The organism is Pseudomonas sp. MF6394 (assembly GCF_002018845.1).
Classification (GTDB): domain Bacteria; phylum Pseudomonadota; class Gammaproteobacteria; order Pseudomonadales; family Pseudomonadaceae; genus Aquipseudomonas; species Aquipseudomonas lactis.
The window spans coordinates 82095-104692 of record NZ_MVOJ01000007.1; the positions used below are offsets into that span (position 1 = coordinate 82095).

The window sequence follows — 22598 nt, forward strand, 5'->3', positions numbered from 1 at the left end:
CAGCAACGACAAACCGACTTATCAGATTCAGAGGATTCACCATGAACAACGTCGACCACGCCGAAATCGCCAAGTTTGAAGCCCTGGCCCACCGCTGGTGGGACCGCGAGAGCGAATTCAAACCCCTGCACGACATCAACCCACTGCGGGTCAACTGGATCGACGAGCGCGTCAACCTGGCCGGCAAGAAGGTGCTGGACGTCGGTTGCGGCGGCGGCATCCTCAGCGAAGCCATGGCCCAGCGTGGCGCCACCGTCATGGGCATCGACATGGGCGAAGCGCCGCTGGCCGTGGCCCAGTTGCACCAGCTCGAATCCGGCGTGAGCGTGGAATACCGCCAGATCACCGCCGAAGCCCTGGCCGAAGAAATGCCTGAGCAGTTCGACGTGGTCACCTGCCTGGAAATGCTCGAACACGTGCCAGACCCGTCCTCGGTGATCCGTGCGTGCTTCCGTATGGTCAAGCCCGGCGGCCAGGTGTTCTTCTCCACCATTAACCGCAACCCCAAGGCTTACCTGTTCGCGATCATCGGCGCCGAATACATCATGAAGCTGCTGCCGCGCGGCACCCATGACTTCAAGAAATTCATCCGCCCTTCCGAGCTGGGTGCGTGGAGCCGCCAGGCCGGGCTGACCGTCAAGGACATCATCGGCCTGACCTACAACCCGCTGACCAAGCACTACAAACTGGCCAACGACGTTGACGTCAACTACATGATCCAGACCCTGCGCGAGGAGTAAGCCTGTGAAGTTGCGAGCGGTTCTCTTCGACATGGACGGTACCCTGCTGGACACCGCGCCGGACTTTATCGCCATCTGCCAGGCCATGCGCGCCGACCGTGGCCTGGCGCCGATCAACCCCGAGCACATCCGTGATGAAATTTCCGGTGGTGCGCGGGCGATGGTCGCCGTGACCTTCTCGATGGACCCGGAGTCGCCGGGCTTTGAGGAACTGCGCCAGGAATTCCTGGAGCGTTACCTCAAAGATTGCGCAGTGCACAGCAAACTGTTCGACGGCATGGCCGAGCTGCTGCAAGACATCGAGAAAGCCAAGCTGATCTGGGGCGTGGTCACCAACAAGCCGGTGCGCTTTGCCGAACCGATCATGCAGCGCCTGGGCCTGGCCGAGCGTTCGGCCGTGCTGATCTGCCCAGACCACGTGAAAAACAGCAAGCCGGACCCGGAGCCGATGATCCTGGCGTGCAAGATGCTCGACCTGGACCCGGCCAGCGTGCTGTTCGTGGGCGATGACCTGCGCGACATCGAATCCGGCCGCGACGCCGGTACACGCACGGCAGCGGTCACCTACGGCTACATCCACCCGGACGACAACCCGCGCCACTGGGGCGCGGACGTGGTGGTGGATCACCCGCTGGAATTGCGCAAGGTGCTGGATAACGCGCTGTGCAGTTGCTGATGGTTCACCGACTTTACTGACCGATGGAGATCCAAATGTGGGAGCGGGCTTGCTCGCGAATGCGGTGTTTCAGTATCTGATTCAGTGACTGGCACACCGCATTCGCGAGCAAGCCCGCTCCCACAGGGAGATTCAGCGTTTTCAAATCTGAGGTTGTTTATGTTTGATTACTCTGCACCGCCAGAACTGCTCAAAGGCCGGACCATCCTGGTAACCGGCGCCGGTCGCGGGATTGGTGCGGCAGCGGCAAAAACCTATGCCGCCCATGGCGCCACCGTGCTGTTGCTGGGCAAGACCGAAGCCAACCTGGCCCAGGTGTATGACGAGATCGAGGCCGCCGGCCACCCGCAGCCGGTGGTGATCCCGTTCAACCTGGAGACCGCCCTGCCCCATCAATACGATGAGCTGGCAGCGATGATCGAAAAGGCATTCGGCCACCTCGACGGCCTGTTGCACAACGCCTCGATCATCGGCCCGCGCACGCCCATCGAGCAGTTGTCCGGCGAGAACTTCATGCGGGTGATGCATGTGAACGTCAACGCGATGTTCATGCTGACCAGCACGTTGCTGCCGCTGCTCAAGCTGTCCCAGGATGCGTCGGTGGTGTTCACCTCCAGCAGCGTCGGGCGCAAGGGCCGTGCTTATTGGGGTGCCTATGGGGTGTCCAAGTTCGCCACCGAGGGGCTGATGCAAACCCTGGCCGATGAGCTGGAAGATGTGGCCGCAGTGCGCGCCAACAGCATCAATCCGGGCGGTACCCGCACCAGCATGCGCGCCCAGGCGTACCCGGGGGAAAACCCGATGGAAAGGCCAGCACCGGAAGAGATCATGCCGGTGTACCTGTACCTGATGGGGCCGGACAGTGCCGGCATCAATGGCCAGGCCTTCGATGCGCAATAACATCTGACACAACACAAACCAAAATGTGGGAGCGGGCTTGCTCGCGAAGGCGGTGGATCAGTCTATATCTCTATTGACTGGCACTCTGCCTTCGCGAGCAAGCCCGCTCCCACATTGGTATTGCAGTGTTCTCTAGCACTCAGTTTTTGACCACTTCCTCCAAGGTGAAGCGCCCCAACGGGTTCTGCAGGAAGTTACTTACGTTCTTGCGTGAGATGTTGATGTACGGGCTGTAGTACAGGTCAATCCAGTTCACATCCTGTTTGGCCAGCTTCTGCAACTCCACATACATTTGCTCGCGCTTGGCCGGGTCTGCCTCGATCCGCGCGGCCGCCACCAAGGCCTTGACCTGGTCGTTCTTGTAGCGGGTCATGTAGTTCTGGTTGGTGTCGTGGCCCAGCACGAAGGTGGTTTTCTGGTCGGGGTCGAGGATGTCGTTGGTCCAGTACATCACCGAAATATCGTACTCACCGTCCACCAGCATCTGCCAGCTTTGGGTCGGGTCGACTTTCTGCAGGTTGGCGGTCACACCGACCTTGGCTAGCTGGTCCTTGATGATGACCGCGATCTGCTCGTCGGCCTCGTTGCCGGCGTTGACCACGTAGTTGAGCTTCAAATCCTGGGCACCCGCAGCGGCCAGCAGCTTCTTGGCTTCGGCCGGGTCGTACGGGCGTTGCAGGTTGTTGGCGTAGTGGTACAGCGAGCCCTTGGGAATGTAGGAATAAGCCACGGTGCCTTGACCGTAAGTGACCGCTTTGACCAGCGATTGCTTGTCGATGGCCATGTCCAGGGCCTGGCGCACTTGCGGCTTGGCCAACAAACCGTGCTCGTGGTTGATCAACAGGTGATCTTCACGGGTGGACGGGTCGGCGTGGATCACCACGTTCGGGTCTTTTTTCAGCTCTTGCACCCGGGAGAACGGCACAAAGATCGCCGTGTCGAGTTCGTTGTTCTGCACCATGCGCATGCGCGTGTTGTCATCGGTCACCGACACCCATTCCACGCCGTCCAGGCTCACGCTGCTGGCCTGCCAGAAATTCGGGTTTTTCTTCAGGATCACGCGGTCGCCCTTGCGCCACTCGTCGACGGTAAACGCGCCGGAAGTCACCGGGTTTTCCGAGTAGGCGTCTTCGCCCATCTTGGTCATGGCTTTTTCCGACAGGATCGACACCGTTGGCGACGCCAGTTGCGAGAGGAAAGCCACCGCCGGGGTTTTCAGGGTGACCACCAGGGTCTTGGCATCGCTGGCCGTGGCGGTGTTGATCAGGCTGAACGGGTCGCTCCACAACGAGGCCTTGTTGTCACGGATGCGCAGCAGGCTGAACGCAGCATCGGCGGCGGTGATCGGCGAGCCGTCAGAGAACTTCGCCTCGCGCAACTTGAAGGTGTAGGTCAGGCCATCCTTGGAAATGTCCCAGCTTTCGGCCAGGCCCGGTTCCATCTTGGTGCCCAGGTTATCCACGCGCACCAGGGTGTCGTAGACGTTGGCGAACACCCAGGTGTCGCGGTTTTGCGCGCTTTTGATCGGGTCGAAAGTGGTGCTGTCTTCACGGCAGCCGATGGTGAGCACACCGGCGGCCTGGGCCAGGCCGGCGGTCAGCGACCAGGCCGTGAGGGTAGCGGCGGCGAGCAATTTCAAGTGGCGCGAGTGCATATCACAACTCCTTGTTAATGAATGGCAGAGGGTCAAAGCAAAGGGTCTTCAAGCACGCAACTGTACCGATGCTCGTGCAGGAAATGGGTGGGGGGCAATACCGTGGAACACATGGCTTGCGCATACCGGCAACGCGGATGAAAGGCACAGCCTGTCGGCAGATTCAGTGGGCTGGGCGGCTCACCGGGCAACGGCTGTGCTGGCAATGGCCGGTGCGGATCGATCTCCGGGATGGCCTGGATCAGCGCCGCCGTATACGGGTGACGGGGCGCGGTGAACACCGCTTCCACCGGCCCCTCCTCGACGATCTTGCCCAGGTACATCACCGCCACGCGGTCGCACAGGCGCCGCACGATGGCCAGGTCATGGGCGATAAACAGGATCGCCAGGTTCATGCGTTGTTGCAGTTCCAGCAGCAGGTTGATGATCTGGCCCTGGATCGACACATCCAGCGCGGCCACGCATTCATCGGCAATGATCAGGCGCGGCTCCACCGCCAGCGCCCGGGCGATCCCCACGCGCTGGCACTGGCCGCCACTCAGGGAGCCGGGCTTACGCGTCGCCAGTTCGGGACGCAGGCCCACCAGTTCCAGCAGTTCGTTGACGCGCGCGGGAATCTGCGCCACCGCCACTTTGCGCTGTACCCGCAGCACTTCGGCGAGGGTTTCGCCAATGCTGTGTCGTGGATTGAGCGCGGCATAAGGGTCCTGGAAAATCATCGCGGTTTCATGCCGCAGCCGGGCAATGTCGATGGCACTGCCATGGGCCATGTCGATACCGTCGAACAGCACTTGCCCGGCGCTGATCGGGTTGAGGTGCAAAATTGCCCGGCCCAGGGTGCTTTTGCCACTGCCGGACTCGCCCACCAAACCCAGGGTTTCACCGGCGGCGAGGTTCAGCGACACCCCGTTCACCGCCCTCACCCACTGGCGGTTGAGGCCCAGCAGGCCGCTGCCGGACGCGGCAAAGCGCACCTCCAGATCCTTGATCTGCAACAGGCTCATGAACGCCCTCCCAACGGATAGTGACAAGCCACGCGTGCGCCTTGTGGCAGCAACTCGGTGCACAAGGCGCCGGCCTGCGGGCAGCGCGGGTGGAAGCGGCAGCCGTCGGGCAGTGCATCGAGCAACGGCGGCTGGCCAGCAATGGTGCGCAACAACGCATGGCCGCTGCTGTGGGCCGGCTGGCAGTCGATCAGGCCTGCGGTGTACGGATGTTGCGGTTGGTCCAGCAACTCGTATTTGCTGCCGTGCTCGCACAGGCGCCCGGCGTACATCACGGCGATGGCATCGCAGGTTTGCGCCACCACGCCCAGGTCATGGGTGATCATGATGATCGACAGGCCACGCTGGTCGCGCAGGTCGAGCAACAGCCGCAGGATTTGCGCCTGCACCGTCACATCCAGGGCGGTGGTCGGCTCGTCGGCGATCAGCACCTTCGGGTTGCAGCCCAGGGCCACGGCGATCATGGCGCGCTGGCGCATGCCGCCGGAAAACTCATGGGGGTAGTTGTCGACCCGCGCCTGTGGGTCGGGAATCCCGACCTGACGCAATACCTCGATCGCCTGCAAACGCGCGTCTTTTTTCGACGCGCCTTGGTGCAGGCGGATGCCCTCGGCGATCTGCTCACCGATGCGCATCAACGGGTCGAGGTGGCTGCTGGGGTTCTGGAACACCATGCCCAACTGCCCGCCGCGTACAGCGCGCATGCCGGCATCATCCAGGGCCAGCAGGTCCTGGCCGGCCAACCGCACCGCGCCGCCCTGCACGCGCAGATTGGGTGACGGTAGCAGGCGCATCAAGCCGCGGCAGGCCATGGTCTTGCCCGAACCGCTCTCGCCCACCAGGCCGAGGATTTCACCTTCGGCCAGGTCGAAGGACACCCTGTCCACCAAGGTGATATCACGCCCGGCGTTGTTGGCGATCACACTGAGGTCGCGCACCTGCAACAGGCTCATGAACGCTCCCCCAATACCTGCGCAACGCCGTCGGCCAACAGGCTGAAGCCCATGGCCAAGGTCACGATGGCCAGGCCCGGAAAGGTGCAGATCCACCAGGCGGTGGTGATAAAGGCTTGCCCCTCGGCCACCATCGTCCCCCATTCGGCGGTCGGTGGTTGCACGCCCAGGCCCAGGTAACTGACGGCGGCGCCGTTGAGCAGCACCAGTACCGCGTCGGACATGGAAAACACAATGGAACCAAACAGCGCATTGGGCAGCAAATGCCGGAACAGAATGCGCCCATGGCCAAAGCCCAGGCTTTTGGCGGCCAGGGCAAACTCGCTTTCCTTGAGCACCAGGATCTGCGAGCGAATCAGGCGTGCGTACGACACCCAACCCACCAGCGCCATGGCGATGTAAAAACTCTGCAAGCCCGGCCCGAGGATGGCCATGATCGCCAGCATCAGCACCAGGAACGGGAACGCCAGCACCACATCGATCACGCGCATGCAGACACTGTCGAAACGCCCGCCGATGTAACCCGAAACCGCGCCGATAAAGGTGCCGATGATGAACGGGAAGATCACTCCGATCACCGCCAGTTGCAGGTCGACGCGCGCACCCCAGATCACCCTCGAGAGGATATCCCGGCCGTAATTGTCCGTACCCAACGGATGGGCAAGGCTGGGGGCCAGCAAACTGATGCTGGTGTCCTGGGCGATAGGGTCGTAGGGCGCGACCCACGGCGCAAACAGCGCCAGGGCCAACCACGCGAACAGGATCAACAACCCCCATGCGGCGGTCAGTCGGCCATTGCGAAAACCAAAGCGCAGGCGCAAGCGCCACGGGGCAATCATGGGGCGGCTGCTCATTGCATCTTCACCCGTGGGTCGAGGGCCACGGTTACCAAGTCGGCCAGGAAGTTGACTACCACCGTGGCACAGGCCAGCACCATCGCCACGCCCTGCACCACCATGTAGTCACGGGTGAAAATGCCGCGCACCAGCAATTGGCCGATGCCTGGAATCGCGAACAGGCTTTCGATGACCACCGTGCCGCTGATCAGCCAACCGATGTTGACGGCCAGCAGGTTGATCGCCGGCACCAGGGCGTTGGGCAGTACATGCCGGCGAAACACCGCGCCTTCAGGCAGCCCGCGCGCACGTGCGGCGGTGACGTGGTCCGCCTGCAACTCCATCAACATGCTCGCCCGCAGGTTGCGCACCAGCACCGCCGACAGCGCCAGGGCGATGGTCAGGCAGGGCAAGAGCATGTGGTGCGCCTTGTCCAGCCAGGTGCGCCCGTAACCAGACACCGGGAACAGGCCCCATTTCACGCTGAGCAGCAGGATCAGCATCAACCCCAGCCAGAACGCCGGCATGCCCAGGCCGACCGTGGTGAACACGCGGATCAGCTTGTCCGCCCAACGGCCTTGCTGGCGCGCCGCAATCGTTGCCAGTGGCAGCGCTATCAACAAAGCCAGCACCACGCTGCCCAGCACCAGCACCAGGGTCGGCTCGATGCGGGTGACGATCAGTTTGAGGGCGTCGACCTTGTACAGCAGCGATTGGCCGAGGTCGCCCTTGAGCAGGTTTTTCAGGAAGTAAAAGTATTGCAGCCACAAGGGCTGGTCGAGGCCGAACTGGGCGCGGATCTTCAACAGCGCATCTGGCGTGCTGCGCGAACCCAGCAAGGCGCGCGCCGGGTCGCCGGGAATCGAGCGCACCAGCACGAAGGTGATCAGGCTGATGCCCAGCAGCACCGGCAGCAATTGCAGGGGCCGGGACAACACAAAACGGTAGCGCGCCAGGTTCATGCGTCAGCCTCGGTGGCGAGCGAGGAAGTCCAGCAGCACCGGGAAGTACGCCTGCGGCTCCTCGTAAAACGGCATATGACTGCTGTTGGGGAACACATGCAACTCGGCATGGGGCGCCGCGAGTTTCATGCGCATCGCACAGGCGGGGGTAAGTTCGTCGTGCTGGCCGGTGGTGATCAAGATCGGCATGTTGAACTCGGCCATTTCCTTGAGACGGTTCCAGTCTTTGAGGTTGCCGATATAGAGGAACTCGTTGGGGCCTTGCATGGTTTCGTAAGGCCCCATGTTCCAGTCGCCCAGGGAGCGCTTGACCGGCTCCGGCCATTCGTCGAGGCGGCACACGTGGCGGTAGTTGAGCAAGGTGATGGCGGCCTGGTACTGCGGGTGGTCGAGGGTGCCCATGGCTTCGTGGCGTTGCATCATGGCCACGGTTTCGCTGCCCAGGGCGCCGCGCAGGCGTTCCAGCTCCTGGGACAGGTGGGGAATGTCGCCGACGGTGTTTTCCAGGATCAGGCTTTTGAGCGCACCGGGATAATGCACGGCATATTCGATGCCCAGCCAACCGCCCCAGGAATGCCCGAGCAAATGCACGCGGCCCAGGCCCAGCGCCTGGCGCACGGTCTCGACTTCTTCGACATAACGGCGGATTTCCCACAGTGCGGCATCGGTCGGTCTGGCTGATGCGCCTGTGCCAAGCTGGTCGAATGCAACCACTCGCAGGTTATGTGCTTTGAGCCAGCCATGGGCGTCACGCAGATAGTCACACGGCAGGCCCGGCCCGCCGTTGAGACACAGCAGCACCTCATCGCCTTCGCCAAAGCTGTAGACCACGAGGTTATGGCCGTCGACTTGCACGTTGTACTGCTGGTCGGGGGCAATTTCACGCCACATGCATACATTCCTTGTGTTGTATCGGCCTGGCGGGTAGCGGCCGTTTATCAGGTCAACACTACCGAGGATGCCGTGCGTCCATAACCTAGTATTTCTTATAGGTTTGGCCTGGCAGTCCTTCGCCGGGGCGTGGCATTCTACTTGCAGCAAGTCGAGATTCAAATGAATTCGGGAGCAGAACGGATGCTGGCCAAGCTGACCGCCTTCAATAATCGCCTCATACCGGGCAGGAGCCTGGATGAACAGATGGACAATACGTTTATCCTTGCCCAACAACTGGGCTTCGATGCCCTGGTGTATGACTACAGCCCGGTGCCCATCGACCTCGACGGCGCACTGATCACCCCCTCGCTGTTGCAACTGCGCAACACGCCGGCCGACTGGCACGCCTTATGGTGCAGCGAAGGGTTTTACCAGATCGACCCGGTGCAACACCTGGCACTGAGTTCGGTATCACCGTTTGTCTGGTCCTATGAGGCCAAGACCGAGACGGCCCTGCAAAAGATCATCGACCCCTGCCACGCCCCCGTTTCTTCCTACCTGCATGAACGCCAACTCACCTGCGGCGTCAGTGTGCCGATTCACCTGCCCAAGGGCGGTTTTGCCTCGCTCACCGGCTTACGCACCGGCAAGGCGCGCACGGTATTGAAGGACGCCCAACATACCCTGGCCGATTTCAGCCTGATTACCCATGCCCTCCAGGAAGCGGCGTACCCGCTGTTCAGCAAGGAGATGCGGGCTTATCCGCACATCCGCCTGACCAAGCGCGAGCGCGAATGCCTGAAATGGGCGGCTGAAGGCCTGACCGCCGCTGAAATCGCCACGCAATTGAGCCGCTCCCTGGCGGTGGTGACCCTGCACCTGGCCTCGGCGATGCACAAACTGGGGGCCAAAAACCGTGTTCAGGCGGTGGTTCGCGCCACCCATTACCGCTTGCTGGAAGGTTGAGCTTTGGGCAAAAACCTATCTGTTTTGCTAGTTACCTAAACTTTTTGTTCAGACTATCGTAACCCTGATCCTTTTTTTTCAGAGCAGGGTACGAAATGGAATTCATCGAAAAAGTTCGCGAAGGCTACGCGCCCTTTGGCGCCTATCAGACCTGGTATCGCGTCACGGGTGACCTGAGCACAGGCCGCACGCCCTTGGTGATCATCCATGGCGGCCCGGGTTGCACCCACGATTACGTCGACGCCTTCAAAGACGTCGCCGCCAGCGGCCACGCGGTGATTCACTACGACCAGTTGGGCAACGGCCGCTCCACGCACTTGCCAGAAAAAGACCCGTCGTTCTGGACCATCGGCCTGTTCCTCGACGAGTTGAACAACCTGCTGGACCACCTGCAAATCAGCGAGAACTACGCGATCCTCGGGCAATCCTGGGGCGGCATGCTCGGCAGCGAACACGCGATCTTGCAACCCAAGGGCCTGCGCGCGTTTATCCCTGCCAACTCGCCCACCTGCATGCGTACCTGGGTCAGCGAAGCCAACCGCCTGCGCAAGCTGTTGCCTGAAGGCGTGCACGAAACCCTGCTCAAGCACGAGCAGGCCGGCACCTACCAAGACCCGGAATACCTGGCGGCCTCACGGATTTTCTATGACCAGCACGTGTGCCGGGTCAACCCGTGGCCCGAAGAAGTGGCACGCACCTTCGCCCAGGTGGATGCCGACCCGACGGTGTACCACGCCATGAGCGGCCCGACCGAATTCCACGTGATCGGCAGCTTGAAGGACTGGAACGTGATCGGTCGCCTGTCAGCGATCAAGGTGCCAACCCTGGTGATTTCCGGCCGGCACGACGAAGCCACACCGTTGGTGGTCAAGCCGTTCTTGGATGAGATAGAGAACGTGCGCTGGGCACTGTTTGAAGACTCCAGCCACATGCCCCACGTGGAAGAACGCCAGGCGTGCATGGGCACAGTGGTGAAGTTTCTGGATGAGGCGTGTTCGTTGCCGCACAAAGCCCTCAAGGCCGGCTGAATCCCCGTGGGAGCTGGCTTGCCTGCGATAACACCGGTGAATTCACCATCGCTATCGCAGGCAAGCCAGCTCCCACAGGGTATACGGCGTCGCTCGCTAAACCTCGCTGGTCTCAGGCTTGGATGTTTTCCTCAAGGTATCCGCTACCAGAGGAATTTCCTTGCCCTCTGCATCAAACAACTTCCCTCCCCTGTAGTAATCGCCATCGCGCAACGCGGCCACGTCGCGAAAGCACAAGCTGCGCTCAGTCCCCGCCACGAACACTGACTGCTGGTCGGAGTTGCCGGCGGTGAAGTGGTTGAACGCCAGGTTCAGCAGAATCGCCATGATCGCCGACGAGCTGATGCCCGAGTGGAAGATGGTCGCGAACCAGCTTGGAAACTGATCGTAGAAGCTCGGCGCGGCGATGGGGATCATGCCGAAGCCGATAGACGTGGCAACGATGATCAGGTTCATGTTGTTGCGGTAATCCACCTTGGACAGCGTGCGAATCCCGCTGGCCGCCACCGTGCCGAACAACACAATCCCGGCGCCGCCCAACACAGAGGTGGGCACGGCCGCGATCACCCGGCCCATGAATGGCAGCAGGCCGAGCACCACCAGGAATACCCCGCCAGTGGCCACCACAAACCGACTCTTGACCCCGGTCACCGCCACCAGGCCGACGTTCTGGGCGAACGCGCTCTGGGTAAACGAACCGAAGATCGGCGCGAACATGCTCGACAGCATGTCGGCACGCAAGCCGTTGCCCAGGCGCTTGGAGTCGACCTTGGTATCGATGATCTCGCCCACCGCCAGGATGTCCGCCGAGGTTTCCACCAGCGTCACCATCACCACGATGCACATGGAAATGATCGCCGCCACATGGAAGGTGGGCATGCCGAAGTGAAAGGGTGTGGGGAAACCGAACATCGGCCCCTGCATGACGCCAGAGAAGTCCGCCATGCCGAGCAGCACCGCGATCACCGTGCCAATCACCATCGCCAGCAGGATCGACAAGCGAGAGATGGTTGCGCTGCCGATCTTGCTCAGCAGCAGCACCAGCACCAGGGTCAGCGCAGCCAGGCCGATGTTGGACATGCTGCCAAAATCCGCCGCCCGGCTGTTGCCGCCCATGGCCCAGCGCGCCGCTACGGGCATCAGGGTCAGGCCGATGGTGGTAATCACAATGCCCGTCACCAGCGGCGGGAAAAACTTGGTGATCCTTGAGAACACCGGTGTGATCAACAAGCCGATAAAGGACGCGGCCATCACCGCGCCGAGAATCGCTGGCACGCCACCGGCGCCGTCGCTGCCGACCATCGCCACCATGGTCGCCACACCCGCGAACGACACGCCCTGCACCAGCGGCAACTGACAGCCGAAGAACGGGAGGCCCAGGGTTTGCAGCAGCGTGGCCAGGCCACCGGCAAACAGCGATGCAGCAATCAGCAGGCCGATATCCGCCGGCGACAACCCGGCTGCCTGGCCGACGATCAACGGCACGGCGACGATGCCGCCATACATGGTGAGCACATGCTGCAGGCCGTAAGCCATGTTGGCGGCGACGCCCAGATTTTCATCTTCGGGCCGCTGCGGTGACGCCTTCGGGATAGTCATGGTGAGGGGTTCTCTGTTTTTGTTGTGCGCTCACTGTATGCAATGTTCAGACTGTATGTCCATAGAGTTGTATACAATCAATTGAACAAGATACCCTCCAACGGCGTTACAAAAACAATCCGGCCGTCACGAGCCAGAACGCCAAAGGACAAAAAGAATGAAAAAGGCACTACAGGGCGCAACCGTCGCACTAACCCTTCTCGGCGGCGGGGAGGCTGTTGCGGTGGAGTGGATGAACAACAGCGTCGGGTTTCGCTACGGGCAGCACTTCACCAACCCGAACAACCCCGACGACTTCAGCAAGCGCATCTACAGTTTTACCCACGCCAGCGGCTACCGTTACGGCAGCAATTTCCTCAACCTCGATGTGTTCCTGTCCGACAGCAGCGACCCGCGCAAGGGCACCGACCACGGTGGCAGCGAGGTGTACGCCGTGTACCGGCATCAGCTGTACGCCTCACGCGTGTTCGACCTGCCGCCAGGCACCGGGCTGATCAAGGATTACGCGCTGACCCTGGGCTTCGACGCCAACCGCAACAACAACTTCGCTTCCGCCAAGAAGCGCGCCCTGGTGATTGGCCCCACGTTGAAGTGGGGCACCGTCGGCGTGCTGGACCTGAGCCTGATGTACTACAAGGAAAAGAACCACACCGGCATTCCCGGCGCGCAGGAGTCGAACCACACCTTCGACGACACCTACATGCTCAATCTGACGTGGATGCGACCGTTCGAAATCGGTAACCATGCGGCGAAATTTCAGGGGTTCATTAACTACGTCGGAGAGAAAGGCGAGGATTACCATGGCCGCGATACCGCAGCGGAAGCGCTGATGCGTACAGCGCTGATGGTGGCGGTGCGACCGGGTAAAAGCGTCAAGCCGAACCTGTATTTAGGAGTGGGCTATGAGTACTGGCATAACAAGTTCGGCGTGGACGGCGGCCGTGGTAGCCGCACCTCAACGCCGACGCTGAACATGGAAGTGACGTTCTAACTGAAGAAACGCAAAAAACTGTGGGAGCTGGCTTGCCTGCGATAGCGGTCTGTCAGTTAGCCCATCTGGCACTGATACACCGCTATCGCAGGCAAGCCAGCTCCCACATTTTGATCGTCTTGTCAGCTCAGGCGTTGGCCAGTTCGGAAGAATTGCCCTTCGGCCGTGCCAGCCAATACCCCAACACCGCCAGCGGCGCGGTCGCCAGCATCACAATCACCGTGATCAACAGCGGCTGTTCGATCATCGACGACACCAGCAGGCTGGCCAGGAAGCAGAGGCCCAACTGCAGGGTATTTTGCAGGGCCGCCGCCTTGCCGGAGTTTTCTGCAAAGGGCATCAGCGCATTCGCCACCACAATCGGGTAGCTGGCGCCGTTGCACAGCGCCATCAGGCAGAACGGGATCAACAAGGTGGTCAGGGTCGGCACGCTCAAGGTGGCCACCAGGTACAACGCCACCATGCTCAAGCAATAGGCGACCAGCAACCACGGCAGCAGGGTTTTACCCGGCAGGCGCTGCAAGGCGCTGCGGCAACTGTAGCCGCCGACGAGAAACGCCAGGGTCGGCAATACATAGCTGAGGCCGATGTCATTGGGGCTGTAGCCCATGCCACCGAGAATGAACGGCGAGGCCGTCAGCCAAGCGAAGAAGCTGGCCGAACAGGCGGCGAAGATCATCACATTGCCGGTAAACACCCGCGAGGTGAGCAATTGCCCATAGCCCAGGCGCACCGGGCTGCCCTTGTGCTCCAGACGCCTGGGCATGTTGCGCAAGAACAGGGTCGGCACCAGCAGTAACAACGACACCACCAGCAACACGCCGAAGATCGCCTGCCAGCCAAAGTGATTCAGCACCACGGCACCCAACAGCGGTGCCAGGGCTGGAGACAGCGACATCAACGGCATGATGCTGGCGAAGACGCGGTGGGCCTTGTCGGCCGGGTAGCGGTCAATCACCAGCGCCTGCCAGCTCACAGCGGCGGCACATACGCCAATCGCTTGCATAAAGCGCAGGGCCAACAGCTGCGGCGCGGTTTCGACCCAGAACATGCCCAGGCAACCGAGCACAAACAGGCTCAGGCCCGCGAGCAGAATGGGCTTGCGCCCCAGGCGGTCCGAGAGCGGCCCCCACAGCAACTGCCCCAGCGCAAAGCCTGCGAGGAAAATACTCAAGCTGGCGCCCACCGCGCCAGCACCAATATTCAACTGCTCGCCCATGGCGCCAAACGCCGGCAAGTACATGTCCATGGCCAGATAACCGAGCATGCTCAGCCCCGCCAGGTACCAGGTAAAACCAAAAGAATTTTTCATCGAAGCCTTGTAAATACTGCCATCAAACTATTTGCTGACTGGCGCCCATTATGAAGCTGACAATATCTGTGTGAAGCGATAATAATTGGACACTCTCATCAATAATTTTGAAGGCAGCACCTATGTGGTCGGAATATTCCCTGGATGTGGTCGACTCCGTCGCCCGTCACGGCAGCTTCAGCGCCGCTGCCCAGGAACTGCACCGCGTCCCCTCGGCCATCAGTTACACCGTGCGCCAGCTCGAAGAATGGCTGGCCGTGCCGCTGTTTGTGCGCCGGCATCGTGACGTGGAACTGACCCCCGCCGGGCGTTTATTCATCGACGAAGCCCGCGGCGTGATGAAAAAAATGCTCGGCACCCGGCGCCTGTGCCAGCAGGTGGCCAATGGCTGGAGCGGCCAGTTGAAGGTGGCCGTGGACTCCATCGTCAAACCCCAACGCTGCCGGCAGTTGGTGCTCGACTTTTATCGGCAGTTTCCCGAAGTGGAATTGCTGCTCGAATACGAGGTGTACAACGGCGTGTGGGATGCACTGGCGGACGAACGCACCGACATCGTGATCGGCGCCACCAGCGCGGTGCCGGTGGCCAGCCACTTCAGCTTCCGCGACATGGGCCTGTTGAACTGGCTGTGCGTGGTCAGCGCCCGGCACCCGCTGGCGGCGGTGCAAGGTTTGCTCAGTGATGACCAACTGCGCCCCTTTGCCTCGCTGTGCATGACCGACACCTCCCGCAACCTGCCCAAGCGCGACACCTGGACCCTGGATAACCAGCGCCGCCTGGTGGTGCCCAACTGGGCGTCGGCCCTGGATTGCCTGCGCGATGGCCTGTGTGTAGGCATGGCGCCGGCCCATCAGGTGTTGCCGTGGGTGGAGCGCGGGGAGTTGGTGGCGCTGCAGTTGAGCCGGCCATTTCCGGCCAGCCCGTCGTGTGTGGCGTGGGCGCAGAACAAGCTGTCGCCCGCCATGGCGTGGTTGCTGGAGTACCTGGGAGATACGGAGACCATGAACCAGGAATGGCTCAATGGTGGTGATCTCTAAAGGTATACAGGCTCCCCTGTGGGAGCGGGCTTGCTCGCGAATGCGGTGTATCAGCCAATGCATCTGCAAGCTGATACACCGCATTCGCGAGCAAGCCCGCTCCCACATTTTCTAATCGTATTTCAGTCCAGTAGGCGGGTGATGGCCCGTACGATCATCTCCACTTCCTTGCGCTCCAACGTCAGCGGCGGCAACAGCCGAATGATCTTGCCCCGCGTGACGTTGATCAACAGCCCATGCTCCTGCGCCGCCCGTTGGGCCAGGTCGCGGTAAGGGCTGGCCAGCTCAATGCCGATCATCAAGCCCCTGCCACGAATCGCCCGCACGTGGGGATGTTCCTCCAACTCCATGCGCAAGCGCGCCAGCAAGTGTTCGCCCTGGCGTGCGGCATTTTCGAGCAAGCCTTGCTCCTGGATAATCTCCAGCACCGTACACCCGACGCGACACGCCAGCGGGTTGCCGCCAAAGGTGCTGCCATGGCTGCCTGGGGTGAACAGCTGCGCGACGGCGGCGCGGGCCAGGCAGGCGCCGATGGGCACGCCATTGCCGAGGCCTTTGGCCAGAGTCATCACGTCTGGCACGATGCCTTCGTGCTGGAAGGCAAACCAGGTGCCGGTGCGCCCGATGCCGGTCTGGATTTCGTCGAGCATCATCAACCAGCCGTGGCGTGTGCAGTGCTCGCGCAGGGCTTTGAGGTAACCCGACGGCGCCACCAACACACCACTTTCGCCCTGGATCGGTTCAAGCAACACCGCCGCAATGCGCGTGCCGAACTGTGCGGTGAGCGCCGCCAGAGCCGCCATGTCGCCAAAGCCAACCTTGATGAAATCGCCAGGCAGGCGCTGGAACCCCAGGCGCACCGAAGGCCCGTCGCTGGCGGCCATGGTGCCCAGTGTGCGGCCGTGGAAGGCGTTCTCCATCACCACCACCAACGGCTGTTCGATGCCTTTTTTCCAACCGTGCAAACGCGCCAGTTTCAGCGCCGTCTCGTTGGCTTCGGCGCCGGAATTGTTGAAGAACGCGCGGTCCAGCCCGGACAGTTGGGCCAGACGCCGGGCCAATTGTTGTTGCCAGTCGATGCTGTAGAGGTTGGAGGTGTGCAGCAGCAAGCCGGCCTGTTCGCTGATGGCGGCCACTAACCTTGGGTGGGAATGGCCGACATTGGTCACCGCCACGCCGGCCACGGCGTCCAGGTATTCGCGGCCTTGCTGGTCCCATAGGCGCGTGCCCAGGCCGCGGGTGAAGCTCAGGGCCAGGGGTTGATAAGTGCTCATCAGGCAGGCGGCGGTCATGGTGGCGGCTCCAGTGCATCGTTGGGGTGGATCCAGTATGGTTAACCACCCTCGCTGGATAAACGTAGAATCGCTGCAATAACTTTAAACCAGGACTTGATAATGGACCTGTTCCAGGCAATGTCGGTGTACGTGAAAGTCGTCGAAACCGGCAGCATGACCGCCGCCGCGCAGGAATGCGGGATCTCGACCACCATGGTGGGCAACCATCTGCGAGCGCTGGAGCAACGGCTTGGCGTCAGCCTGCTCAAACGCACCACGCGCAAACAGAACCTCACCGAATTTGGCGGGCAGTATTATCAGCGCTGCCTGGAAGTGCTGGGGCTGGTGGCCGACTCCGAGCTACTGGCCGAGCAGGTCCACAGCGAAACCCCCAAAGGCAGCCTGCGCATCACCGCGCCGCCGGTGTTCGGCACTGAACGCCTGGTGCCGGCCTTGAGTGAGTTTTCCCAGCGCTACCCCCTTATCGACCTGTACGTGGTGATGAGCAATGAACGCATGGACCTGGTCGACAGCGGTTTTGACGTGGCGATCCGTCTCGGCGAACTGGAAAGCTCCAGCCTGATCGCCCGGCCCCTGCAGGCCTACACCCTCACCCTTTGCGCCTCCCCTGCCTACCTGGCGCGACGCGGCACGCCGCAAACCCCGGCCGACCTGCAGCAGCATGACTGCCTGGCGTTTGCCTACCCCGCCAACGACAACTGGCGCGACACCGACAAACTCTGGCGCATGACAGGCGATGAAGGTGAGGTGCAGGTGCCGGTAGCTGGCTCATTGACCATCAACAGCTCCCAAGGCTTGCGCCAAGCCGCCATCAACGGCATGGGCATCACCATGCTGGCCGATGCCCTGGTGCAACCGGACCTTGCGAGCGGCAAGCTGGTGGCCTTGCTGACCCCCTATAAACTGCCCAGCCGCCCGATGCACCTGATGTATCGCCAGGACCGCTACCGCCTGCCCAAGCTGCGGGCGTTCGTCGACTTTGTGATGGAGAAATGGGCGCACTAGAACGCCACGCCCAACTCACGCAAGCGCGTGGAGGTGCGCTCGGCCGATACATGGTGAATACCCTGCCAGCCCAACGCGATGGCGGCCTCGATATTGCCGGCGACGTCGTCGATGAACACCACTTCACTGGCCTGGATGTCTGGCAAGTGTTCCCGCACTTGACTGAGGCTGGCGTGGTAGATCGCCGGGTCAGGCTTGATCAGCTTCACCTCGCCGGACACCAGAATATTGCGAAAACGCGTCAGGAACGGGTAGTTGGCCCGGGCGTAAGGGAAGGTTTCAGCCGACCAGTTGGTGAGCCCGAACAGCGGCATATCAACCTGGTGCAACGCTTCGAGAATCGCCACGCCCTCGGGTAATTCAGCCCGCAGCATTTCGGGCCAGCGCTCGTAATAAGCCTGGATCAGGGCCTTGTGTTCGGGGTATTGGGCAATCAGGGTGCGGGTGGCTTCGGCCAGGGAGCGACCGGCATCTTGCTCGGTGTTCCAGTCTTGCGTGCAGATGGTGTCGAGAAACCACTGACGCTCGACGTCGTCGGCAATCAGCTTGCGGTACAGGTGCTGCGGGCTCCAGTCGAACAGGACACCGCCGAAATCAAAAACTACTGCACGAATCGTCATCAGATCCTCCGTTAGCGTGGCTTGATAGCAGCTGGAGTCTGACAGATCTACAAGAGGGAGGCGCGCGACGGGGCGTAAGAAGTGTCTGAAAAGACAGGTGGGAGGAGGCACGGCCTAATTGAGCGAACGCAATGCTTAAAGCAACGAAGATCAAATGTGGGAGCTGGCTTGCCTGCGAAAGCGGTAGTACAGCCTCAGATGCTGCGACTGACACACCGCCTTCGCGGGCAAGCCCGCTCCCACATTTTTTACCGCGTTTTAGGCTTGGATCAGGCCGTTGATTTTGACGGTCGGGTTCACATCCGCGTCGTAATCCACGCCGTCGACTTCAAAGCCGAACAAGCGCAGGAACTCAGCCTTGTAACCGGCAAAATCGCTGATCTCGTTGACGTTGTCGTCGGTCACCTGGTTCCACAGCGCGGCCACGGCGTCCTGGACCTTGGGTTCCAACTCGGCCAGGTCGGCACGCAGGCGGCCATCGGCGTCGAGTTTCGGCTGGCTGCCGTACAGGCTGTCTTTGAACAGGCCGTAGACCTGCTCGATGCAGCCTTCGTGGGTGCCCTGCTCTTTCATCACCTTGAACAACAGCGACAGGTACAGCGGCATGATCGGGATCGCCGAGCTGGCCTGGGTGACCACGGCCTTGAGCACCGACACGCGGGCGTCGCCCTTGAGCGCAGCGAGGTTTTCGCGCAGGGTCAAAACTTTCTTGTCCAAGTCTTTCTTGGCTTCGCCAATGGAGCCGTTCCAATAGATGTCCTGGGTCAGCTTCTCACCCAAGTAGGTGAACGCGGTGGTCTTGGCGCCTTCGGCCAATACATCGGCGTCACGCAGGGCGTCGATCCACAGCTGCCAGTCTTCGCCGCCCATGACCTTCACGGTACCGTCGATTTCTTCCTGGGTTGCAGGCTCAAGCGTGGTGTCGACCACTACGCCCTTGTCGGTGTTGATCCCGCGCAGGGTCACGGCCTTGCCGATTGGCTTGAGAGTGGAATTATGCACCATGCCTTGCGGGTCGGTACGGCGTGGCGCGGCCAGGCTGTAGACCACCAGGTCGATCTTGCCCAGGTCTTTCTTGATGGTCTCGATGGTCAGGCGCTTGATCTCGTCGGAGAACGCGTCGCCGTTGATGCTCTTGGCGTACAGGCCTTTTTCCACGGCAAACTTCTCGAACGCCGCGCTGTTGTACCAGCCGGCGGAGCTCAGCTTGCCTTCTTCGCCTTCTTTCTCAAAAAACACGCCCAGGGTGTCGGCGCCGCAGCCAAACGCAGCACTGATGCGCGCGGCCAGGCCGTAGCCGGTGGAGGCACCGAGGACCAATACCTTTTTAGGGCCGCCTTCGATGACGCCGTTTTTGGTTACGTAGTCGATCTGCTCTTTGACGTTCGCTTCACAGCCAACAGGGTGAGCGGTCACACAGATAAAGCCACGAACCCGCGGTTTGATGATCATAAAAATTTCTGCCTCTTCCAAGGTGCCGAAGGCCAATAGTGGCCATTCAACTTCAATCGTACCGGTCTATGACGCCTGAAAAACCGAAGCGTCACGATAGTCGCAAATCTTCTGTTCTCAAAATTCAATCCACAAAACGTCGGAGCCTGCACGGCAACGGTTACAAATTGTGCAGCGGCTTCACAATTTCACCCTATTAAAAAACGCCTGCGAGCCTCATAACCCCCTATGATGACGATATTGTTTCAATATATTTCGGCTTTGGAGCCTCGTTTCATGAGCAAAAATGCTGTCGGCAAAAAGCTGGTGTCCCTGGCCTGGGTGCTCGGCGTTCTGCTGTTGATCTACTGTTTCCCGCGCAGTTGCCTGGTGTTTCTGCTGTTGGTGGTGTGCTGCGGCGTTTATGACTTCCTGCGTAACGGCCTGTACGACCGCGACACCATCAAGAAGTATTTTATCGGCAACGGCCGTAATACCTGGGTGCTGGCACCGTTCAACACCCTGCTCGACCTGCTCAGCAGCCGCAACCGACATGTCTACACCCTGAACGACCTGCCACCGGCCTGGCGCGAAGACCTGCAACAGGTGATCGACGACGCCATGGCTCGCAAGGATGAAATCATCAGCTACCTGGACGAGCGCATGGCCGAGAAGAAACGCGGCATGTTGTTCTTCCAGTGGTACGGTCGCCCGATCGAAACCACGCTGGATATCCCGCAACTGCGCAAGAAACTGCCATTCGTGAAAACCATCGGCGTCTCGGTGTTCAACGAGAACCGCTCGACGTCGTTCCACTTCGGCCCCCTGCGCATGATGTTCCGTGTGCTCTACAACATGGCGCCGGCACCGCACCATGAGGGCGTGTATATCCAGGTGGGCAAGCACAAGCACTACTGGCACGACGACCCGCTGTTTATATTCGATGACACGCTGATGCACGCGTCCTTCAACAAAAACGACGCCAAACGCTACTGCCTGTTCATTGATATTGTGCGCCCGACCTTGCTGCCCTCGGTGCTCAACGCCGTGATCGCAGGGTTTGCCGGCCTGGTCTTTACCCTGCGTCGGGTTTTCTACAAAAACTGGAAGCTGATTCAGTAAGTTCTGCGGCATGATGGTGTTGGACGGCATTTGCGCTCGGCCTTGCGCCTGAGGTAAATATCCGTCTCGTGCGACCTTAAGTGGCGCTCACCTTTCTCAAGCCATCGCCCCCAAGCGGGCGCGGTGGCTATGCTTTCAAGGAATCAGAATGCCCCAACGTCAAGTCATCAATGCCTCTGTCAGCCCCAAGGGCAGCCTCGAAACCCTGTCCCAGCGTGAAGTGCAGCAACTGAGCGAAGCCGGTACCGGCAGCATCTACACCCTGTTCCGCCAATGCGCCCTGGCGATTCTCAACACCGGCGCGCATATCGACAACGCCAAGACCATCCTCGACGCCTACAAAGACTTTGAAGTACGCATTCATCAGCAGGACCGCGGCGTACGTCTGGAACTGCTCAACGCCCCGGCCGATGCCTTCGTCGATGGCGAAATGATTGCCAGCACCCGCGAGATGCTGTTCAGCGCCCTGCGCGACATCGTCTACACCGAGAACGAGCTGGACAGCCAGCGTATCGACCTGAGCAACTCCCAAGGCATCACCGACTACGTGTTCCACCTGCTGCGCAACGCCCGTACGCTGCGCCCGGGTGTGGAGCCCAAGATCGTGGTGTGCTGGGGCGGCCATTCGATCAACACCGAAGAATACAAATACACCAAGAAAGTCGGGCACGAACTGGGCCTGCGCAGCCTCGACGTGTGCACCGGCTGCGGCCCCGGCGTGATGAAAGGCCCGATGAAGGGCGCGACCATTTCCCACGCCAAGCAACGCATCACCAATGGCCGTTACCTGGGCTTGACCGAGCCAGGCATCATCGCCGCCGAAGCGCCGAACCCCATCGTCAACGAACTGGTGATTTTGCCGGACATCGAAAAACGCCTGGAAGCCTTCGTGCGTGTCGGTCACGGCATCATCATCTTCCCCGGCGGCGCCGGCACGGCCGAGGAGTTCCTGTACCTGCTGGGCATCCTCATGCACCCGGACAACCGCGACTTGCCGTTCCCGGTGGTGCTCACCGGGCCCAAACATGCCGCGCCTTATCTGGAACAATTGCACGCGTTCGTCGGCGCCACCCTGGGCGAAGCGGCGCAGAAGCATTACCAGATCATCATCGACGACCCGGCTGAAGTGGCCCGCCAGATGACCACCGGCCTCAAGGCGGTGAAGCAGTTCCGCCGCGAGCGTAACGACGCGTTCCACTTCAACTGGCTGCTGAAGATCGACGAAGGCTTCCAGCGCCCATTCGACCCCACCCACGAAAACATGGCCAGCCTGCAACTCAACCACGCGCTGCCGGCCCATGAACTGGCGGCCAACCTGCGCCGGGCGTTCTCCGGGATTGTGGCGGGTAACGTCAAGGACAAGGGCATTCGCCTGATCGAAGAAAACGGCCCGTATGAGATTCACGGTGACCCGGCCATCATGAAACCGCTGGATGAACTGCTGAAGGCCTTCGTGGCCCAGCACCGCATGAAGTTGCCAGGCGGCGCGGCGTATGTGCCGTGCTACCGCGTGGTGCAATGAGCTAGCGGCGGTCGGTCATAGTTTGTATCCGTTTGGGGCATGGCTCGGCGTGTGAGGTTCAAGAGTTAGGAC

The 22598-nt window shown here is 61.1% G+C and carries 21 protein-coding genes; 10 read left to right on the top strand and 11 right to left on the bottom strand.

Annotated features, from left to right (window positions below):
- Positions 1-41 precede the first annotated feature (41 nt).
- The 3 genes from ubiG (at position 42) to MF6394_RS09975 (ending at position 2316) form a co-directional block, all read left to right on the top strand.
- On the top strand, positions 42-740 hold the full coding sequence (ubiG, locus tag MF6394_RS09965) for a bifunctional 2-polyprenyl-6-hydroxyphenol methylase/3-demethylubiquinol 3-O-methyltransferase UbiG (protein WP_078466600.1): 699 nt from the start codon (positions 42-44) through the stop codon (positions 738-740).
- Between the two features lie 4 nt (positions 741-744).
- On the top strand, positions 745-1416 hold the full coding sequence (gene mupP / locus MF6394_RS09970) for an N-acetylmuramic acid 6-phosphate phosphatase MupP (protein WP_078466601.1): 672 nt from the start codon (positions 745-747) through the stop codon (positions 1414-1416).
- 159 nt (positions 1417-1575) lie between these two features.
- Positions 1576-2316: a YciK family oxidoreductase gene (locus tag MF6394_RS09975; protein WP_003189758.1), complete on the top strand. Its 741-nt coding sequence runs from the start codon at positions 1576-1578 to the stop codon at positions 2314-2316.
- A 139-nt stretch (positions 2317-2455) separates the two neighbouring features.
- Here MF6394_RS09975 and MF6394_RS09980 read toward each other — a convergent pair whose 3' ends face one another.
- Genes MF6394_RS09980 through MF6394_RS10005 form a run of 6 tightly spaced genes read right to left on the bottom strand, consistent with a single transcriptional unit; the run spans position 2456 to position 8616 of the window.
- Complete coding sequence (locus MF6394_RS09980) at positions 2456-3970, bottom strand: ABC transporter substrate-binding protein (RefSeq protein ID WP_069557161.1); 1515 nt, start codon at positions 3968-3970, stop codon at positions 2456-2458.
- A gap of 32 nt (positions 3971-4002) precedes the next feature.
- The gene (locus tag MF6394_RS09985; protein ID WP_078466602.1) at positions 4003-4974 is read right to left on the bottom strand and encodes an ABC transporter ATP-binding protein; all 972 of its coding nucleotides are present in this window, start codon (positions 4972-4974) and stop codon (positions 4003-4005) included.
- The gene (locus MF6394_RS09990; protein WP_078466603.1) at positions 4971-5927 is read right to left on the bottom strand and encodes an ABC transporter ATP-binding protein; all 957 of its coding nucleotides are present in this window, start codon (positions 5925-5927) and stop codon (positions 4971-4973) included. The genes MF6394_RS09985 and MF6394_RS09990 overlap by 4 nt, the downstream gene beginning before the upstream one ends.
- Complete coding sequence (locus tag MF6394_RS09995; protein ID WP_078466604.1) at positions 5924-6781, bottom strand: ABC transporter permease; 858 nt, start codon at positions 6779-6781, stop codon at positions 5924-5926. The genes MF6394_RS09990 and MF6394_RS09995 overlap by 4 nt, the downstream gene beginning before the upstream one ends.
- Positions 6778-7725: an ABC transporter permease gene (locus tag MF6394_RS10000; protein ID WP_078466605.1), complete on the bottom strand. Its 948-nt coding sequence runs from the start codon at positions 7723-7725 to the stop codon at positions 6778-6780. Before MF6394_RS10000 ends, MF6394_RS09995 begins: the two co-directional genes overlap by 4 nt.
- 3 nt (positions 7726-7728) lie before the next feature.
- Positions 7729-8616 carry a proline iminopeptidase-family hydrolase gene (locus MF6394_RS10005; protein WP_014717608.1) on the bottom strand — a complete coding sequence of 296 codons (888 nt, stop codon included), beginning with the start codon at positions 8614-8616 and terminating at the stop codon, positions 7729-7731.
- A gap of 183 nt (positions 8617-8799) precedes the next feature.
- On the opposite strand from MF6394_RS10005, the gene MF6394_RS10010 reads away from it, so the two are divergent.
- Positions 8800-9564: a LuxR family transcriptional regulator gene (locus MF6394_RS10010; protein WP_078466606.1), complete on the top strand. Its 765-nt coding sequence runs from the start codon at positions 8800-8802 to the stop codon at positions 9562-9564.
- Between the two features lie 95 nt (positions 9565-9659).
- Complete coding sequence (locus MF6394_RS10015; protein ID WP_032892802.1) at positions 9660-10592, top strand: proline iminopeptidase-family hydrolase; 933 nt, start codon at positions 9660-9662, stop codon at positions 10590-10592.
- 96 nt (positions 10593-10688) lie between these two features.
- On the opposite strand, the gene MF6394_RS10020 is transcribed toward MF6394_RS10015, so the two are convergent.
- Complete coding sequence (locus MF6394_RS10020) at positions 10689-12191, bottom strand: nucleobase:cation symporter-2 family protein (protein WP_078466607.1); 1503 nt, start codon at positions 12189-12191, stop codon at positions 10689-10691.
- Positions 12192-12348: 157 nt separating this feature from the next.
- On the opposite strand from MF6394_RS10020, the gene MF6394_RS10025 reads away from it, so the two are divergent.
- Positions 12349-13182, top strand: coding sequence for a nucleoside-binding protein (locus MF6394_RS10025; RefSeq protein WP_078466608.1), 834 nt, complete (start codon positions 12349-12351; stop codon positions 13180-13182).
- Between the two features lie 127 nt (positions 13183-13309).
- Here MF6394_RS10025 and punC read toward each other — a convergent pair whose 3' ends face one another.
- The gene (gene punC / locus MF6394_RS10030; protein WP_078466609.1) at positions 13310-14494 is read right to left on the bottom strand and encodes a purine nucleoside transporter PunC; all 1185 of its coding nucleotides are present in this window, start codon (positions 14492-14494) and stop codon (positions 13310-13312) included.
- A 122-nt stretch (positions 14495-14616) separates the two neighbouring features.
- On the opposite strand from punC, the gene punR reads away from it, so the two are divergent.
- A complete protein-coding gene (gene punR, locus MF6394_RS10035; RefSeq protein ID WP_078466610.1) occupies positions 14617-15531 on the top strand; it encodes a DNA-binding transcriptional activator PunR in 915 nt (304 codons plus the stop codon).
- 122 nt (positions 15532-15653) lie between these two features.
- Here the strand turns inward: punR and MF6394_RS10040 are convergent, their stop codons facing one another.
- The gene (locus tag MF6394_RS10040; RefSeq protein ID WP_047710351.1) at positions 15654-16823 is read right to left on the bottom strand and encodes an aspartate aminotransferase family protein; all 1170 of its coding nucleotides are present in this window, start codon (positions 16821-16823) and stop codon (positions 15654-15656) included.
- 102 nt (positions 16824-16925) lie between these two features.
- On the opposite strand from MF6394_RS10040, the gene MF6394_RS10045 reads away from it, so the two are divergent.
- Positions 16926-17831 carry a LysR family transcriptional regulator gene (locus tag MF6394_RS10045; RefSeq protein WP_044272943.1) on the top strand — a complete coding sequence of 302 codons (906 nt, stop codon included), beginning with the start codon at positions 16926-16928 and terminating at the stop codon, positions 17829-17831.
- On the opposite strand, the gene MF6394_RS10050 is transcribed toward MF6394_RS10045, so the two are convergent.
- Together MF6394_RS10050 and fabV are read right to left on the bottom strand one after the other, a co-directional pair.
- Positions 17828-18451 (bottom strand): HAD family hydrolase, encoded by a 624-nt coding sequence (locus MF6394_RS10050; protein ID WP_078466611.1) that lies wholly within the window; start codon positions 18449-18451, stop codon positions 17828-17830. The two genes, MF6394_RS10045 and MF6394_RS10050, sit on opposite strands and share 4 nt — an antisense overlap.
- Before the next feature lie 258 nt (positions 18452-18709).
- On the bottom strand, positions 18710-19903 hold the full coding sequence (gene fabV, locus MF6394_RS10055) for an enoyl-ACP reductase FabV (RefSeq protein ID WP_078466649.1): 1194 nt from the start codon (positions 19901-19903) through the stop codon (positions 18710-18712).
- A 276-nt stretch (positions 19904-20179) separates the two neighbouring features.
- On the opposite strand from fabV, the gene MF6394_RS10060 reads away from it, so the two are divergent.
- Entirely contained in the window at positions 20180-21004 is an 825-nt protein-coding gene (locus MF6394_RS10060; protein WP_056791828.1) for an aspartyl/asparaginyl beta-hydroxylase domain-containing protein, read from the top strand.
- Positions 21005-21152: 148 nt separating this feature from the next.
- Complete coding sequence (ppnN, locus tag MF6394_RS10065; protein ID WP_032892811.1) at positions 21153-22526, top strand: nucleotide 5'-monophosphate nucleosidase PpnN; 1374 nt, start codon at positions 21153-21155, stop codon at positions 22524-22526.
- The last annotated feature ends 72 nt before the right edge of the window (positions 22527-22598 follow it).